12 protein-coding genes, 2 tRNA genes and 3 rRNA genes (1 of these 17 cut by a window edge) are annotated in these 16381 nt (G+C 59.4%); 8 read left to right on the top strand and 9 right to left on the bottom strand.

Features of this window, described 5'->3' with window-relative positions:
- Positions 1 to 87 precede the first annotated feature (87 nt).
- The 3 genes from flgM to LOY33_RS07550 all read left to right on the top strand — a co-directional run bounded on the left by flgM (position 88) and on the right by LOY33_RS07550 (position 1737).
- Complete coding sequence (gene flgM, locus LOY33_RS07560) at positions 88 to 399, top strand: flagellar biosynthesis anti-sigma factor FlgM (RefSeq protein WP_043861777.1); 312 nt, start codon at positions 88 to 90, stop codon at positions 397 to 399.
- Between the two features lie 46 nt (positions 400 to 445).
- Positions 446 to 913 (top strand): flagella synthesis protein FlgN, encoded by a 468-nt coding sequence (locus LOY33_RS07555; protein WP_043861776.1) that lies wholly within the window; start codon positions 446 to 448, stop codon positions 911 to 913.
- Positions 914 to 993: 80 nt separating this feature from the next.
- Positions 994 to 1737: a flagellar brake protein gene (locus LOY33_RS07550; protein WP_043861775.1), complete on the top strand. Its 744-nt coding sequence runs from the start codon at positions 994 to 996 to the stop codon at positions 1735 to 1737.
- Positions 1738 to 1874: 137 nt separating this feature from the next.
- Here the strand turns inward: LOY33_RS07550 and LOY33_RS07545 are convergent, their stop codons facing one another.
- From LOY33_RS07545 to bkdR, 3 genes are all read right to left on the bottom strand, one after another.
- Entirely contained in the window at positions 1875 to 3215 is a 1341-nt protein-coding gene (locus tag LOY33_RS07545) for an MFS transporter (RefSeq protein WP_043861774.1), read from the bottom strand.
- Between the two features lie 173 nt (positions 3216 to 3388).
- Complete coding sequence (locus LOY33_RS07540; protein WP_173925107.1) at positions 3389 to 4630, bottom strand: glutamine synthetase family protein; 1242 nt, start codon at positions 4628 to 4630, stop codon at positions 3389 to 3391.
- A 235-nt stretch (positions 4631 to 4865) separates the two neighbouring features.
- Positions 4866 to 5357 (bottom strand): Bkd operon transcriptional regulator BkdR, encoded by a 492-nt coding sequence (gene bkdR / locus LOY33_RS07535; protein WP_258662377.1) that lies wholly within the window; start codon positions 5355 to 5357, stop codon positions 4866 to 4868.
- 199 nt (positions 5358 to 5556) lie between these two features.
- Between bkdR and LOY33_RS07530 the strand changes: the two genes are divergently transcribed.
- The 4 genes from LOY33_RS07530 to lpdA are packed head-to-tail and all read left to right on the top strand — an operon-like array spanning position 5557 to position 10530.
- A complete protein-coding gene (locus tag LOY33_RS07530; protein ID WP_258662375.1) occupies positions 5557 to 6789 on the top strand; it encodes a 3-methyl-2-oxobutanoate dehydrogenase (2-methylpropanoyl-transferring) subunit alpha in 1233 nt (410 codons plus the stop codon).
- Position 6790: 1 nt separating this feature from the next.
- Entirely contained in the window at positions 6791 to 7849 is a 1059-nt protein-coding gene (locus LOY33_RS07525) for an alpha-ketoacid dehydrogenase subunit beta (protein ID WP_043861770.1), read from the top strand.
- The gene (locus tag LOY33_RS07520) at positions 7850 to 9145 is read left to right on the top strand and encodes a dihydrolipoamide acetyltransferase family protein (protein ID WP_043861769.1); all 1296 of its coding nucleotides are present in this window, start codon (positions 7850 to 7852) and stop codon (positions 9143 to 9145) included.
- 2 nt (positions 9146 to 9147) lie between these two features.
- Positions 9148 to 10530 (top strand): dihydrolipoyl dehydrogenase, encoded by a 1383-nt coding sequence (gene lpdA, locus LOY33_RS07515; protein WP_258662374.1) that lies wholly within the window; start codon positions 9148 to 9150, stop codon positions 10528 to 10530.
- Between the two features lie 37 nt (positions 10531 to 10567).
- On the opposite strand, the gene LOY33_RS07510 is transcribed toward lpdA, so the two are convergent.
- Positions 10568 to 11572: a sensor domain-containing diguanylate cyclase gene (locus tag LOY33_RS07510; RefSeq protein WP_054915652.1), complete on the bottom strand. Its 1005-nt coding sequence runs from the start codon at positions 11570 to 11572 to the stop codon at positions 10568 to 10570.
- Positions 11573 to 11889: 317 nt separating this feature from the next.
- Here LOY33_RS07510 and LOY33_RS07505 point away from each other — a divergent pair, with 317 nt between their 5' ends.
- On the top strand, positions 11890 to 12432 hold the full coding sequence (locus LOY33_RS07505; RefSeq protein ID WP_078480290.1) for a hypothetical protein: 543 nt from the start codon (positions 11890 to 11892) through the stop codon (positions 12430 to 12432).
- Positions 12433 to 12553: 121 nt separating this feature from the next.
- Here the strand turns inward: LOY33_RS07505 and rrf are convergent.
- From rrf to LOY33_RS07480, 5 genes are all read right to left on the bottom strand, one after another.
- Positions 12554 to 12669, bottom strand: a 5S ribosomal RNA gene (gene rrf / locus LOY33_RS07500).
- Between the two features lie 138 nt (positions 12670 to 12807).
- Positions 12808 to 15697, bottom strand: a 23S ribosomal RNA gene (locus LOY33_RS07495).
- A gap of 224 nt (positions 15698 to 15921) precedes the next feature.
- Positions 15922 to 15997, bottom strand: a tRNA-Ala gene (locus LOY33_RS07490).
- 7 nt (positions 15998 to 16004) lie between these two features.
- Positions 16005 to 16081, bottom strand: a tRNA-Ile gene (locus LOY33_RS07485).
- An 84-nt stretch (positions 16082 to 16165) separates the two neighbouring features.
- Positions 16166 to 16381: ribosomal RNA gene (locus LOY33_RS07480) — 16S ribosomal RNA — on the bottom strand (it continues 1321 nt past the right edge of the window).
- Together the 16S, 23S and 5S rRNA genes with 2 tRNA genes alongside form the textbook arrangement of a ribosomal RNA operon.

The raw sequence follows: 16381 nt of genomic DNA, 5'->3' as shown, positions 1-16381 counted from the left end.
GCAAGCTGCACTGCATTTGCGTCTAAAGTTTCTTTCGGGTTGGCCGAAAACAAGGCAAGCGTCCAAACACCCAGAGGTTTTCTGATCATGGTCATCGACTTCAGTCGTTTGAATAATTCCCCGTCCGTGACGGGCGCCGTGCGCACTGGCAACAGCCAGGAAAGCACGGCCACTGCTCGCACCGCCACCAGCGCTACCGAGGCTGGCCAGAGCGGAGAAGCCGTACACCTGAGCCACGAGGCCCAGCAGTTGCAACAGGTCAGCGACAAGCTGCGCGATCAACCGGTTGTCAACAGCGCCCGCGTGGCCGAGTTGAAACAGGCCATCGCCGACGGCAGCTACCAGGTGGACGCCCAGCGCGTCGCCAGCAAACTGCTTAATTTCGAAGCCCAGCGCTAGCCCTCTGGCGCGCTGACTTCAGGACGCTAGAACCAAGAGCCAGCCAATGCACGACACTACTCTGCTGCAACTGATCGAAGATGATATTGCTCCAGCGCAACAACTGCTCGAGTTGTTGCAGGCTGAAGCCGTGGCCCTGCATGGTCGCGACATGCCCTTGCTGGAAAATATTCTGGCCCGCAAGCAATCGCTGGTGGTGCTGCTCGATCAAGGCGGACAACGACGTAGTGCGCTGCTTGCGAACCTGGGCCTGCCGCAAAGCCGCGAAGGTGTAGTGGCCATGGCCGAGCAATCGGACCTGGGCTCCCTGCTCATCGAGCAGCTCGATGTGCTGGCTGCGCTGATGAATGATTGCCAGGCGGTCAACGCACGCAACGGCCAGGCGATCCAGCTTCAGCAGTACACCACCGAAAACCAGATCAAGATCCTCATGGGTGGCGAATCACCGTCGCTCTACGATGCCCGTGGCACTACATCGCCGCTTTCAAAGCCTCGTGCACTCAGCCAGGCGTGACCCCCTCTATCAAGGCACGATTCATGCTGGCAGAATGCCAGCAATTGCCTGTGTCGTTTTTGCCTGGAGATTCATCAACCGTGTTCAATGACGAAGAAGCTCCTCAGCCTCCGAAGGTGCTGACTACGCCTTTGGAAATTGCCGCTCATTTGCGGATGTTGCTAGAGAGCCATGACCCACTGATCATCACGTTCCCCGAACGCAGCCAGCGCTTCCAGAGTTATGTGGTGGAGGTAGACCGGGACAGCAACAGCATGGCCCTGGACGAAATGATCCCGCGCGATGGCGAACGCTTCCTCGAAAATGGTGAACCATTCCGTATCGAAGGCTTCCATGACGGCGTGCGCATTGCCTGGGACTGCACTACCCCGCTGAGCATCAGCACCTCTGACGGCTCACGCTGCTACCGCGGCAGCCTGCCCACAGAAGTTACCTATCACCAGCGTCGCAATGCGTTTCGCGCGGCACTGAAGCTGTCGCAACTGGTCGACGTGATTTTCGACGGCGAGAAACTGCGTGGCGAGCACCCGCTCAAGGGCAAGCTGCTGGATATTTCGGCTACTGGCTGCAAGCTTCGCTTCGAGGGCGATATCGAGGAGCGGTTGCAGTTGGGCCAGGTCTACGAGAAGTTTGCTACCGGCCTGCCGCTGGGGCTTTCTCAGGTAATGGTCGAGCTGCGCCACCTGCACTATGAAGAGCGCCTGAACGCCACCTTCGCCGGCATTCGCTTTCATAACGTGACAGGACAGATGGCGCGCAAGATCGAAAGCTTTGTGTACCAGCTGCAACGTGAAGCGCGACGCTTCGACAAAGACGATTACTGATAGACATCACGCTTCACATTTCCAAGGGTAGCTACCCATTCAGCGGCAACGGATTCATCCGCAAAGGGGCGCCTGGCGCCCCGCCTGCCAGCGGAACTCAGACGCAGCCCTTCGCCACTATCTGCCCCCCACGCCACTCACACTTCTGGCGCAGGCTTGACAGGTTCGACGCCCTCAGCCTCCCCGGGCGTGCCCTCCTCTTCGGTATCTTCGGCACCTACCGGTGCCTGCATCTGATCCTGCACCACCTGCTCATCAACCCGCGGGTCGAGCGCCGCAGACAGCGGTGAACCTGCCGCCGGCATCGCTACGTGAAGCAATGGCGCATCCTCGACCTGATGCAGGTTGGTAACCGCTTTGGGACGGATGCGCCACACCAGCACCAGCGCGAAGAAACAGAAGAACGCGTACAGCATCTGGTCGCCCAGGGTCTTCATCAGCACACCGGCCACCAGCGGCCCGATGCTCGCCCCCACGCCATAGGTCACCAGCAGCATCGCGGTGAGCGAGACCCGTCGCTCGCTTTCAACGTGGTCATTGGAAAACGCCACCGCCAGCGGGTAGAGGCAGAACTGCAGCAGCGAGACCGCAAAACCGGTGATGAACAGCACCTCGAGCGGCACGCTCGGCAGCAGCGCCAATGGCAGGGAGGTGACGGCCAGCCCCACCGCCACACTGCGAATCAGCACGGCCCGGTCGTAACGGTCCGACAACCAGCCCAATGGCCACTGCACCAGCAGGCCGGCAAAGATGCAGCAGCCCATGAACACACCGACCTGTTCTGTACTGAGCCCCTGCTTGGAGGCGTACAGAGGCGCCAGACCATAGAACGACCCCACGATCAGCCCCGCCCCGAGTACCGTACTCAGCGACTGGGGGACGCGCTTGATGAAGAACCGCGGCTCCATGGGGGCCGGACGCAGCGGTGCAGGGTGGATGCGCCGGGTCAGGGCCACCGGAACCAGGCACAGCGCAAAGCACATGGCCACCAGCATCAGCAGCTCCAGGCCCAGCTGCGGGTGAACCACCAGAATCAGCTGGCCCAGTACCAGGCCCAGATAGGAGGCGATCATGTAACCGCTGAACACCGCCCCACGCTGCTTGGCGTCGGCCTGTTCGTTGAGCCAGCTCTCGATCACCATGTACTGGCACATCATGCCCAGGCCGACGATCACCCGCAGCAGCAGCCAGGCCGGCAGCCAGCTGACCAGACCATGACCAAGCACCGCTGCGCCGACGATGCCGGCACACGTAGCGTAGGCGCGGATATGCCCCACCCTGGCGATCAGCCGGTGACCGATCTTGCCCCCCAGCGCCAGGCCGAAATAGTTGGCCGCCATCAGCGCACCGACCCACAGGCTGTCGACCTGATCGGCCGCCAGGCGCAGGGCCAGGTAGGTGCTCAACAGGCCGGAACCGATCAACATCATCAATGCGGCGAAATACAGCGCGCGAAAAGACTTCCAGATACTTCGCATCGACGTCCCTGAGGGCCCCTTGAGCAGGTGAAAAAACTGCTTGAAAGCATAAGTGAAAAAAACGCCGACGCGGCGGGCCGGGCATAAAAAAACAGGTGACAAACCATGATCTCGATCATGGCTGCCACCTGCCTCTGCTTACCCTGGCGCCAGGCGGCATTGCCGCCCCGCAGTTACGCCTGTGCCGCCAGCACGCGCCGCTCCCACGGGGTGATCTCGTCGAAGAAGCTGGTCAGTTCCAGGGTCTTGGACGCGATGTAACCTTCGATGAACTCAGTCCCGAACAGTTCCCTCGCCAACTGGCTGCGCTTGAGACGCTCCAGTGCCGCGTGCAGCGTGCAGGGCAGTGACAGGTTGTCGGGCACCTCGAATTCGCCCTGGATCGCTGGCGCCGGCTCCAGTTGCTGTTCGATGCCGTACAAGCCGGCCGCCAGGCTGGCGGCGATGGCCAGGTAGGGGTTGGTATCGGCCCCGGGCAGGCGGTTCTCGACCCTGCGCGCTACCGGTGCGCTGGCAGGGATACGCAGGCCCGCAGCGCGGTTGTCCTGCGACCAGCAGGCATTGTTGGGCGATGCATAAGGGTGGCACAGGCGCTGGTAGGAGTTGACGTTGGGTGCGAACAACGCGGTGAAGTCGGCCATGCATGCCTGCTGGCCACCGATGAAGTGATAGAAGGCAGGGGTTGGCTGCCCCTGCGCATCGCTGAACACGTTACGGCCGTTGTCGATCTCGACCACGCTCTGGTGAATGTGCATCGAACTGCCTGGGGTTCTGGCCAGCGGCTTGGCCATGCACACCACATTCAGGCCATGCTTGAGCGCAACCTCCTTGAGCAGGTGCTTGAACAGGAAGGTCTGGTCGGCAAGCAGCAGCGGGTCCCCGTGCAGCAGGTTGATCTCGAACTGGCTGACGCCCATCTCGTGCATGAAGGTGTCGCGCGGCAGGCCCAGGGCCTCCATGCAACGGTAGACCTCGCTGAAGAACGGGCGCAGGCCATTGTTGGAACTGACGCTGAACGCCGAATGGCCGTCCTCGCGCCGACCGTCCAGCCCGGTGGGCGGCAGGAACGGCTGGCTCGGGTCGGGATTGGGAGCGAACACGAAGAACTCGAGTTCGGTGGCCACCACTGGCGCCAGGCCGTGCGTGCGATACCGCTCGATCACCGCCTTGAGCTGGCCGCGGGTGGACAAGCCCGAGCTCTGTCCATCGAGCTCATTGGCATCGCAGATCGCCAGTGCCCTTGGTTCGTCGCTCCAGGGCAGGCGGTAGATATGCAGGGGGTCGGCCGCCAGGGCAAGGTCGCCATCGTCGCTGCCGTAAAAGCGTGCCGCAGGGTATCCGCCCATGATGCACTGCAGCAACACGCCGCGTGCCATCTGCAGGCGCCGCCCTTCCAGGAACCCCTCGGCGGTCATCACCTTGCCGCGAGGCACGCCATTGAGGTCGGGGGTGACGCATTCGATTTCATCAATGCCCGTCAATCGCTCGGCGAGAGAACGTTGGCCATTGGTCGTCATGACTTGATCCTTGTTATTTTTAACAAGCCGCGAACGGCGACCCGAACAACATAGTCCGGGGGTGTTAAAAATATCAAGCACCATATAGTCCCGATCGCTGGACGAACGCCGCCAGCCAACCCGTAGAAGCTGTCTACACTGTGCCTGGCAGCGTAATACCGTTGGCCGGCAGCGGCAGCGCAGTCTTGTAGCGCACCTGCTTGAGGGCGAAGCTGGAGCGAATATTGGCCACCCCGGGCAAGCGGGTGAGGTAGTCCAGAAACCGCTCCAGGGCCTGGATGCTCGGCAGCAGTACACGCAGCAGGTAATCCGGGTCGCCGGTCATCAGGTAGCACTCCATCACTTCCGGGCGCTCGGCGATTTCCTCTTCGAAGCGGTGCAGCGATTGCTCCACCTGTTTTTCCAGGCTGACGTGGATGAATACGTTCACGTCCAGCCCCAGCACTTCGGGCGACAGCAAGGTCACCTGCTGGCGAATCACGCCCAGATCCTCCAGCGCCTTGACCCGGTTGAAACAGGGGGTGGGCGACAGATTTACCGAACGGGCCAGCTCGGCGTTGGTGATGCGGGCATTGTCCTGAAGGCTGTTGAGAATGCCGATGTCAGTACGATCCAGTTTGCGCATGAGACAAATTCACCTGCTTCTTGTTCTTTTGAAGAATGTTTATCCGCAAGCCAGCCCAAAGGCAATGAACTTGAGAAAAATATTCTTCCGCCAGCGGAATATGATGTAGACAAGACTGACTCTCCGGTCACAAGCCGGGTTCAGTAGCGACCGCTTCAAAGCTCAACAAAAACACAAGACAGAGCGAGCGTAAAAAAGCATGAACGAGTACGCCCCCCTGCGTCTGCATGTGCCCGAGCCTACAGGCCGGCCAGGCTGCCAGACCGATTTCTCCTACCTGCGTCTGAATGACGCCGGTCAGGTCCGCAAACCCGCCATCGATGCCGAACCCGCCGGTACCGCCGACCTTGCCTACGGGCTGATCCGCGTGCTCGACGAACAGGGCCGTGCGCTTGGCCCCTGGGCCGAGGACATCGGCCCCGAAGTGCTGCGCCAAGGCATGCGCGCGATGCTCAAGACCCGGCTGTTCGACAGCCGCATGGTCGTGGCGCAGCGCCAGAAGAAGATGTCCTTCTACATGCAGAGCCTGGGCGAGGAAGCCATCGGCAGCGGCCAGGCACTGGCCTTGAACCGCAGCGACATGTGCTTCCCCACCTACCGCCAGCAGAGCATCCTGATGGCCCGCGACGTGTCGCTGGTGGAGATGATCTGCCAGCTGCTGTCCAACGAGCGCGACCCGCTCAAGGGTCGCCAGCTGCCCATCATGTACTCGGTGCGCGAAGCCGGCTTCTTCACCATCAGCGGTAACCTGGCGACCCAGTTCGTGCAGGCGGTCGGCTGGGCCATGGCCTCGGCCATCAAGGGCGATACCAAGATCGCTTCGGCCTGGATCGGCGATGGTGCTACGGCCGAGTCGGACTTCCACACCGCGCTGACCTTCGCACACGTGTACCAGGCCCCGGTGATTCTCAACGTGGTCAACAACCAGTGGGCCATCTCCACCTTCCAGGCCATCGCCGGTGGTGAATCCACCACCTTCGCCGGCCGCGGCGTTGGCTGTGGCATCGCTTCGCTGCGGGTCGACGGCAACGACTTCATCGCGGTGTACGCGGCCTCGCGCTGGGCCGCCGAACGTGCCCGCCGCGGCCTGGGCCCGACCCTGATCGAATGGGTGACCTACCGCGCCGGCCCGCACTCCACCTCGGACGACCCGTCCAAGTACCGTCCGGCCGACGACTGGAGCCACTTCCCCCTCGGCGACCCGATCGCCCGCCTCAAGCAGCACCTGATGGCCATCGGGCACTGGTCGGAGCAAGAGCATCAGGCGGTGACTGCTGAGCTGGAAGCCGAAATCATCAGTGCGCAGAAGGAAGCCGAGCAGTACGGCACCCTGGCCGGCGGGCAGATGCCCAGCCCGGCGAGCATTTTCGAGGATGTGTACAAGGAAATGCCGGAACACCTGCGGCGCCAGCGCCAGGAACTGGGGATCTGACATGAACGATCACAACACCACTATCCAGTTGGAAACCGCCATGGCGACTACCACCATGACCATGATCCAGGCCCTGCGCTCGGCCATGGATATCATGCTTGAGCGCGATGACAATGTTGTCGTCTATGGCCAGGACGTCGGTTACTTCGGCGGCGTGTTCCGCTGCACCGAAGGGCTGCAGAACAAGTACGGCAAGTCGCGGGTGTTCGACGCACCGATCTCCGAAAGCGGTATCGTCGGCACCGCCGTGGGCATGGGTGCCTATGGCCTGCGCCCTGTGGTGGAAATCCAGTTTGCCGACTACTTCTACCCTGCCTCGGACCAGATCGTCTCGGAGATGGCCCGCCTGCGCTACCGCTCTGCCGGCGAGTTCGTGGCCCCGCTGACCCTGCGCATGCCGTGCGGTGGCGGCATCTACGGCGGCCAGACCCACAGCCAGAGCCCGGAGGCGATGTTCACCCAGGTCTGCGGCCTGCGTACCGTGATGCCTTCGAACCCCTACGACGCCAAGGGCCTGTTGATCGCCTCGATCGAAAACGACGACCCGGTGATCTTCCTGGAGCCCAAGCGTCTGTACAACGGCCCTTTCGACGGGCACCACGACCGGCCGGTAACGCCCTGGTCCAAACACCCCGCCAGCGCGGTACCGGATGGCTACTACACCGTGCCACTGGACAAGGCTGCCATCACCCGCCCAGGCAATGCGGTGACGGTACTGACCTACGGCACCACGGTGTATGTATCCCAGGTGGCTGCCGAAGAGACCGGCATCGACGCCGAGGTCATCGACCTGCGCAGCCTGTGGCCGCTGGACCTGGAGACCATCGTCGAGTCGGTGAAGAAGACCGGCCGCTGTGTGGTCGTGCACGAAGCCACCCGCACCTGCGGCTTTGGCGCCGAGCTGGTGGCGCTGGTACAGGAGCACTGCTTCCATCACCTCGAAGCCCCGATCGAACGTGTCACCGGTTGGGACACCCCCTACCCGCACGCGCAGGAATGGGCGTACTTCCCCGGCCCATCGCGAGTGGGTGCGGCATTGAAACGGGTCATGGAGGTCTGAATGGGCACGCACGTCATCAAGATGCCGGACATCGGCGAAGGCATCGCACAGGTTGAGCTGGTGGAATGGTTCGTAAAGGTCGGCGATACCGTCACCGAAGATCAGGTGGTCGCCGACGTCATGACCGACAAGGCCACCGTGGAAATTCCTTCGCCGGTCACCGGCAAGGTGCTGGCCCTGGGCGGCCAGCCCGGTGAGGTCATGGCCGTAGGCAGCGAGCTGATTCGCATCGAGGTCGAAGGGGCCGGCAACTATCAGGAAGGCGCCGGCAAGCCGGCAGCAGCCACGCCGCCTGCGGTAGCTGCCGCACCGAAGGCCAGCGTACCCGAAGCCCAACCCCAGCCCGCCGTCGTGTCTACCCCGGCAGCGGCACCTTCAGGCAACGCACAGCGTTCATCGACGATCGTGCCACGTGAGGCCAACGAGCGTCCGCTGGCCTCCCCGGCGGTGCGCAAGCGCGCGCTGGATGCGGGCATAGAGCTGCGCTATGTACATGGTAGTGGCCCTGCCGGGCGCATCCTGCACGAAGACCTGGACGCTTTTCTCGTTCAACCGAGTACCAGCAGTGCATCGGGCCCCGGTGGCTATGCAAGGCGTGACGACAGCGAGCAGGTGCCAGTGATCGGCTTGCGCCGCAAGATCGCGCAGCGCATGCAGGATGCCAAGCGCCGCGTCGCGCACTTCAGCTATGTCGAGGAAATCGACGTGACCGCGCTGGAAGAACTGCGCGTGCACCTGAACAAGAAGCATGGTGACAGCCGCGGCAAGCTGACCCTGCTGCCCTTCCTGGTACGGGCAATGGTGATCGCCGCGCGCGAATTCCCGCAGATCAACGCCACCTATGACGACGAAGCCCAGCTCATTACCCGCCATGGTGCAGTGCATGTGGGTATCGCCACCCAGGGCGACAACGGGCTGATGGTACCGGTGCTGCGCCATGCCGAGGCCGGCAGCCTGTGGAGCAATGCCAGCGAGATCGCCCGGGTAGCCAACGCCGCCCGCAACAACAAGGCCAGCCGTGAAGAGCTATCCGGCTCGACCATTACGCTCACCAGCCTCGGCGCACTGGGCGGCATCGTCAGCACACCGGTGGTGAACACGCCGGAGGTGGCCATTGTCGGGGTCAACCGCATCGTCGAGCGGCCAATGGTGGTCAACGGCCAGATCGTGGTGCGCAAGATGATGAACCTGTCCAGTTCGTTCGACCATCGTGTGGTCGACGGCATGGACGCCGCGCTCTTCATCCAGGCCATCCGCGGCCTGCTCGAACAACCTGCCAGCCTGTTTGTGGAGTGACCATGCAGACTCTCAATACCACCCTGCTGATCATTGGGGGCGGCCCCGGCGGTTATGTCGCGGCGATTCGTGCCGGTCAACTGGGCATCCCCACTGTACTGGTCGAAGGCCAGGCACTGGGCGGCACCTGCCTGAACATAGGCTGTATTCCATCCAAGGCACTGATCCATGTAGCGGAGCAGTTCCACCAGACTTGTCAGCACAGCCAGCACTCCAGCCTGGGCATCAAGGTACAGGCTCCCAGCCTGGACATTACCCAGAGCGTGGCCTGGAAGGACGGCATCGTCGACCGCCTGACCAGCGGCGTTGCCGCCTTGCTGAAGAAACACGGCGTGACGGTGATTCATGGCTGGGCAAAGATCGTCGACGGCAAAACCGTCGACGTCGAAGGCCAGCGCATTCAGTGCGAGCACCTGCTGCTCGCCACGGGCTCCAGCAGTGTGGAGCTGCCCATGCTTCCACTGGGCGGCCCGATCATCTCGTCCACCGAAGCCCTGGCCCCGCAACGCCTGCCAAGGCGCCTGACGGTGGTGGGTGCAGGCTATATCGGCCTGGAACTGGGTATTGCCTACCGCAAGCTGGGGGTCGAGGTAAGCGTGGTGGAAGCGCGCGAGCGTATCCTGCCTACGTATGACAGCGAGCTCACTCAGCCGGTAGCCGAGTCGCTGAAGAAACTGGGCGTGACGCTGTACCTCAAGCACAGCGTCGAAGGCTTCGATAACGCCACCCAGTGCCTGCAGATCAGGGACCCACATGGCGAACAGTTGACGCTGGAAACCGATCAGGTGCTGGTTGCCGTAGGACGTCGGCCACGCACTCAAGGGTTCAACCTGGAAACCCTGGAGCTCAAGATGAATGGCTCAGCCATTGCCATCGATGAGCGTTGCCAGACCAGCATGCGCAATGTGTGGGCAATCGGCGATCTGAGCGGCGAGCCGATGCTGGCCCACCGCGCCATGGCCCAGGGCGAGATGGTGGCCGAACTCATCGCCGGCAAGCAGCGGGTTTTCGATCCGGTGGCCATCGCGGCAGTGTGCTTTACCGACCCCGAGGTGGTGGTGGCAGGCAAGACACCCGAGGCCGCACAACAGCAAGGCCTGGATTGCATCGTTGCGCAGTTCCCGTTCGCGGCCAATGGCAGGGCCATGACGCTGGAATCCAAAAGCGGCTTCGTACGCGTGGTGGCGCGTCGCGACAATCATCTGATCCTGGGCTGGCAGGCTGTCGGCGTGGGGGTTTCGGAACTGTCTACCGCGTTTGCACAATCACTGGAGATGGGCGCCCGGCTCGAGGATGTGGCCGGAACCATCCATGCCCACCCTACCCTCGGAGAGGCTGTGCAGGAGGCTGCATTGCGTGCCTTGGGGCACGCGTTGCACCTGTAGCCAGAACCACTGGGCGTCGATCATCGACGCCCAGGCATCAGGCGATCTGGTTCTTGCCGCCGGCCTTGGCGCGATAGAGCGCCTGGTCGGCACGGGCGACCAGTTGCTCCGGGCGCTCGCCGCCACGCCACTGGGCGATGCCAAAACTCAATGTGACGCGGTGCTCGCCAATTGGGGGCAACCTCAACACCTGCTGGCGGATGGCATCGGCTACCGCCATTGCTGCCTGCAGGTCACTCCCTGGCATCAACACCATGAACTCGTCACCCCCCCATCGGGCAAGCAAGTGCTCGGGGCCGACACACTTACGGATCTGTTCGACCACCTCTACCAGGGCGGTATCGCCACGGGCGTGGCCGTAACGATCATTGATCGGCTTGAAATCGTCGAAATCCATCAGGATCAGGCTCAAGGGCAAACGAAAGCGGCCGGCACGTTCGCATTCCTGAAGCAGGGCCTTTTCCAGGCGATAACGATTGGCCGCCAGGGTCAACGAGTCGCGCTCGGCCAGGTCACGGTTCTCATCGAGCTGACGTTTCAGTTGTTCGTTCACCCAGCACAGTTCCCGGGTCCGTTCGGCAATCAGTGACTCCAGCGAGCTGTTGCGCTGCTCCAGATGGGCAACCAGGCGCTTGCGGTCGTCGATGTTGCGGTGTGCACCGAACATCCTGGCCACCGAGCCATCAGGGTTGCGCGCAACCACATGCCCGCTGTCCTCGATCCACAGGTAGCTGCCATCCTTGCAACGGCAACGGTACTCCACCTGGTAGCTTGGCGCGCGCTGGCTCAGGTAGTCCTCGAAGCAGGCCATCACCCGCGGGTAGTCCTCGGGGTGAATGACGTTTTCCCAGGTGAACACCGTATTGTCCAGCGAGTGGCTGGGGTAGCCCAGCATGCGATACCAACCCGGGTTGCGATAGACATGGCCGGTGTTGGCGTTCCAGTCCCAGATGCCATCACTGACCAGGTCCAGGAGGGTTTGCAGTTGCTCTTGCCCCAGGTCGCTCAATGGCGCCATCACGCAAGCGGTATTCTCACTCATGGACACTCTCCCCTGTCCAGCAACTACGCCCCAGCTCAATGATGGTGCTGCCGATTGTTATGCGCCAAAGCCTGCGCGAAATTTCGAACAATATACTCGCGAAAGAATGGAAGCGGCAGGCGGAACCGACCGCACGTCCAACTGCAAGCCTTGGCTGTTGCCGCCTGCGGCAATCATCCTCCTCTTTGGGGCAACAGCGTGCCAGAGTAAACGGCCGAGCATTGCTGCCCCCTTGTAATACAGAGGGTTCAGAGCGTGAGGTAACTGGCACAGCCCTTGCTCTTCCCTTGCTCTGCACAGTATCGGGAGACCTTCAGGTGAGCATCATCAATGATTATGGTTGGCAGGTAGCCGCTACCACTCAGCAACGTAGCAGTGTTTCTACAGACAGCGATGCTGTGCCGTATGTACCTGTTTCAGTTGCCATCCAGTCGACGTCCGACACGCGCGGGAGTGCCAGTCACTCCGAGCAGCGCTTTCACGACAACCAGCAAGAAGCGTTCGCAAAGTTCAAGGTCAGTCTGCAGAACTTGGAAGAGATCTTTGACACGAAGGAACCAGAGAGCACTGCCTTGCAAGAGTTTCGCGACTACATGGCACTGTCTCCCGAGCAGAAAATTCGCGAGAAGATGCTGCGCGAACTTGGGCTGAGCCTTGAAGAATACGAAGAGTTACCCCCTGAGAAGAAGGAGCTGATCGACAAGCAGATCGCTCAACGCATCAAGGAAGAAATGGAGATAAAAACCATGGCCAAGCTGCAACCGCCTCAACAGATGGATGCGGTCAGTGCACTGGCAGGTTCACAGACACTGTCGGCAGAAGGCACCAACGAAAAGGACAGGACGGACCCGCTGGCCTGAATCGTATTACGTAAAAAACCACCTCCCAAGGTGGTTTTTTTATGCCCGCCTTGCAGGAAACTTTCAGCCCACAAAGACAAAACCCCTACCTGCAGATGCAGATAGGGGTTTCGGAATTTAATCTTGACGATGACCTACTCTCACATGGGGAAACCCCACACTACCATCGGCGATGCATCGTTTCACTACTGAGTTCGGGATGGGATCAGGTGGTTCCAATGCTCTATGGTCGTCAAGAAATTCTGTTGCCAGAAGGTCTTGTTCAGACACTCCAGCGAATCGGGTATGTGATGTTCGTGAGGTACAAATCTTCGGCTTACTGTGTCTTCACAACACCGCAATCTGGTCGTTCGACGCAAATTGCTTGGGTGTTATATGGTCAAGCCTCACGGGCAATTAGTATTGGTTAGCTCAACGCCTCACAGCGCTTACACACCCAACCTATCAACGTCGTAGTCTTCGACGGCCCTTCAGGGAGCTCAAGGCTCCAGTGAGATCTCATCTTGAGGCAAGTTTCCCGCTTAGATGCTTTCAGCGGTTATCTCTTCCGAACATAGCTACCCGGCAATGCCACTGGCGTGACAACCGGAACACCAGAGGTTCGTCCACTCCGGTCCTCTCGTACTAGGAGCAGCCCCTCTCAAATCTCAAACGTCCACGGCAGATAGGGACCGAACTGTCTCACGACGTTCTAAACCCAGCTCGCGTACCACTTTAAATGGCGAACAGCCATACCCTTGGGACCGGCTTCAGCCCCAGGATGTGATGAGCCGACATCGAGGTGCCAAACACCGCCGTCGATATGAACTCTTGGGCGGTATCAGCCTGTTATCCCCGGAGTACCTTTTATCCGTTGAGCGATGGCCCTTCCATACAGAACCACCGGATCACTAAGACCTACTTTCGTACCTGCTCGACGTGTCTGTCTCGCAGTCAAGCGCGCTTTTGCCTTTATACTCTACGACCGATTTCCGACCGGTCTGAGCGCACCTTCGTACTCCTCCGTTACTCTTTAGGAGGAGACCGCCCCAGTCAAACTACCCACCATACACTGTCCTCGATCCGGATAACGGACCTGAGTTAGAACCTCAAAGTTGCCAGGGTGGTATTTCAAGGATGGCTCCACGCAGACTGGCGTCCACGCTTCAAAGCCTCCCACCTATCCTACACAAGCAAATTCAAAGTCCAGTGCAAAGCTATAGTAAAGGTTCACGGGGTCTTTCCGTCTAGCCGCGGATACACTGCATCTTCACAGCGATTTCAATTTCACTGAGTCTCGGGTGGAGACAGCGCCGCCATCGTTACGCCATTCGTGCAGGTCGGAACTTACCCGACAAGGAATTTCGCTACCTTAGGACCGTTATAGTTACGGCCGCCGTTTACCGGGGCTTCGATCAAGAGCTTCGCGTTAGCTAACCCCATCAATTAACCTTCCGGCACCGGGCAGGCGTCACACCCTATACGTCCACTTTCGTGTTTGCAGAGTGCTGTGTTTTTAATAAACAGTCGCAGCGGCCTGGTATCTTCGACCGGCATGAGCTTACGGAGCAAGTCCTTCACCCTCACCGGCGCACCTTCTCCCGAAGTTACGGTGCCATTTTGCCTAGTTCCTTCACCCGAGTTCTCTCAAGCGCCTTGGTATTCTCTACCCAACCACCTGTGTCGGTTTGGGGTACGGTTCCTGGTTACCTGAAGCTTAGAAGCTTTTCTTGGAAGCATGGCATCAACCACTTCGTCGCCTAATGGCAACTCGTCATCAGCTCTCGGCCTTAAGATCCCGGATTTACCTAAGATCTCAGCCTACCACCTTAAACTTGGACAACCAACGCCAAGCTGGCCTAGCCTTCTCCGTCCCTCCATCGCAATAACCAGAAGTACAGGAATATTAACCTGTTTTCCATCGACTACGCTTTTCAGCCTCGCCTTAGGGACCGACTAACCCTGCGTCGATTAACGTTGCGCAGGAAACCTTGGTCTTTCGGCGTGGGAGTTTTTCACTCCCATTGTCGTTACTCATGTCAGCATTCGCACTTCTGATACCTCCAGCAAGCTTCTCAACTCACCTTCACAGGCTTACAGAACGCTCCTCTACCGCATCACCTAAGTGATACCCGTAGCTTCGGTGTATGGTTTGAGCCCCGTTACATCTTCCGCGCAGGCCGACTCGACTAGTGAGCTATTACGCTTTCTTTAAAGGGTGGCTGCTTCTAAGCCAACCTCCTAGCTGTCTAAGCCTTCCCACATCGTTTCCCACTTAACCATAACTTTGGGACCTTAGCTGACGGTCTGGGTTGTTTCCCTTTTCACGACGGACGTTAGCACCCGCCGTGTGTCTCCCATGCTCGGCACTTGTAGGTATTCGGAGTTTGCATCGGTTTGGTAAGTCGGGATGACCCCCTAGCCGAAACAGTGCTCTACCCCCTACAGTGATACATGAGGCGCTACCTAAATAGCTTTCGAGGAGAACCAGCTATCTCCGAGCTTGATTAGCCTTTCACTCCGATCCACAGGTCATCCGCTAACTTTTCAACGGTAGTCGGTTCGGTCCTCCAGTCAGTGTTACCTAACCTTCAACCTGCCCATGGATAGATCGCCCGGTTTCGGGTCTATACCCAGCGACTAAACGCCCTATTAAGACTCGCTTTCGCTACGCCTCCCCTATTCGGTTAAGCTCGCCACTGAATATAAGTCGCTGACCCATTATACAAAAGGTACGCAGTCACCTAACAAGTAGGCTCCCACTGCTTGTACGCATACGGTTTCAGGATCTATTTCACTCCCCTCTCCGGGGTTCTTTTCGCCTTTCCCTCACGGTACTGGTTCACTATCGGTCAGTCAGTAGTATTTAGCCTTGGAGGATGGTCCCCCCATATTCAGACAAAGTTTCTCGTGCTCCGTCCTACTCGATTTCATGACTAAGAGATTTTCGCGTACAGGGCTATCACCCACTATGGCCGCACTTTCCAGAGCGTTCCGCTAATCTCAAAGCCACTTAAGGGCTAGTCCCCGTTCGCTCGCCACTACTAAGGGAATCTCGGTTGATTTCTTTTCCTCAGGGTACTTAGATGTTTCAGTTCCCCTGGTTCGCCTCTTGCACCTATGTATTCAGTACAAGATACCTGACTTATGCCAGGTGGGTTCCCCCATTCAGAGATCTCCGGATCAAAGTCTGTTTGCCGACTCCCCGAAGCTTATCGCAGGCTACCACGTCTTTCATCGCCTCTGACTGCCAAGGCATCCACCGTATGCGCTTCTTCACTTGACCATATAACCCCAAGCAATCTGGTTATACTGTGAAGACAACATTCGCCGAAAACTTGTAATTACTCACAAATTTTACCTTAGCCTGAACACACACCAGTGAAAGTGCTGTCCAGTCTATCTTTCTATCACATACCCAAATTTTTAAAGAACGATTCTGATAAAGTTCAGAAATCAATATTCGACGCGAATATTCATTTCTAAGCTTTGACAAATTAGCAAGCGGGGTGGTGGAGCCAAGCGGGATCGAACCGCTGACCTCCTGCGTGCAAGGCAGGCGCTCTCCCAGCTGAGCTATGGCCCCAGCAAATTGGTGGGTCTGGGCAGATTCGAACTGCCGACCTCACCCTTATCAGGGGTGCGCTCTAACCAACTGAGCTACAGACCCAATCGAAGGTTGCTAACCTAATCGTCTTCTTCAATGAATCAAGCAATTCGTGTGGGAGCTTATGAGACAGCTGATGTCGTCGATTAAGGAGGTGATCCAGCCGCAGGTTCCCCTACGGCTACCTTGTTACGACTTCACCCCAGTCATGAATCACACCGTGGTAACCGTCCTCCCGAAGGTTAGACTAGCTACTTCTGGTGCAACCCACTCCCATGGTGTGACGGGCGGTGTGTACAAGGCCCGGGAACGTATTCACCGCGACATTCTGATTCGCGATTACTAGCGATTCCGACTTCACGC

The sequence above is a fragment of the Pseudomonas sp. B21-036 genome, assembly GCF_024748925.1.
GTDB lineage: Bacteria > Pseudomonadota > Gammaproteobacteria > Pseudomonadales > Pseudomonadaceae > Aquipseudomonas > Aquipseudomonas palmensis.
This window is presented reverse-complemented; position numbering and strand designations above follow the sequence as displayed.

What these genes read in the sequence shown, in the direction of transcription:
- bkdR (WP_258662377.1), bottom strand. Translation starts at nt 5,357, where the DNA reads ATGCGCAAACTGGATCGTACTGACATCGGCATTCTCAACAGCCTTCAG.
- flgM (WP_043861777.1), top strand. Translation starts at nt 88, where the DNA reads ATGGTCATCGACTTCAGTCGTTTGAATAATTCCCCGTCCGTGACGGGC.
- LOY33_RS07520 (WP_043861769.1), top strand. Translation starts at nt 7,850, where the DNA reads ATGGGCACGCACGTCATCAAGATGCCGGACATCGGCGAAGGCATCGCA.
- LOY33_RS07525 (WP_043861770.1), top strand. Translation starts at nt 6,791, where the DNA reads ATGAACGATCACAACACCACTATCCAGTTGGAAACCGCCATGGCGACT.
- LOY33_RS07540 (WP_173925107.1), bottom strand. Translation starts at nt 4,630, where the DNA reads ATGACCGCCGAGGGGTTCCTGGAAGGGCGGCGCCTGCAGATGGCACGC.
- lpdA (WP_258662374.1), top strand. Translation starts at nt 9,148, where the DNA reads ATGCAGACTCTCAATACCACCCTGCTGATCATTGGGGGCGGCCCCGGC.
- LOY33_RS07530 (WP_258662375.1), top strand. Translation starts at nt 5,557, where the DNA reads ATGAACGAGTACGCCCCCCTGCGTCTGCATGTGCCCGAGCCTACAGGC.
- LOY33_RS07545 (WP_043861774.1), bottom strand. Translation starts at nt 3,215, where the DNA reads ATGCGAAGTATCTGGAAGTCTTTTCGCGCGCTGTATTTCGCCGCATTG.
- LOY33_RS07555 (WP_043861776.1), top strand. Translation starts at nt 446, where the DNA reads ATGCACGACACTACTCTGCTGCAACTGATCGAAGATGATATTGCTCCA.
- LOY33_RS07510 (WP_054915652.1), bottom strand. Translation starts at nt 11,572, where the DNA reads ATGAGTGAGAATACCGCTTGCGTGATGGCGCCATTGAGCGACCTGGGG.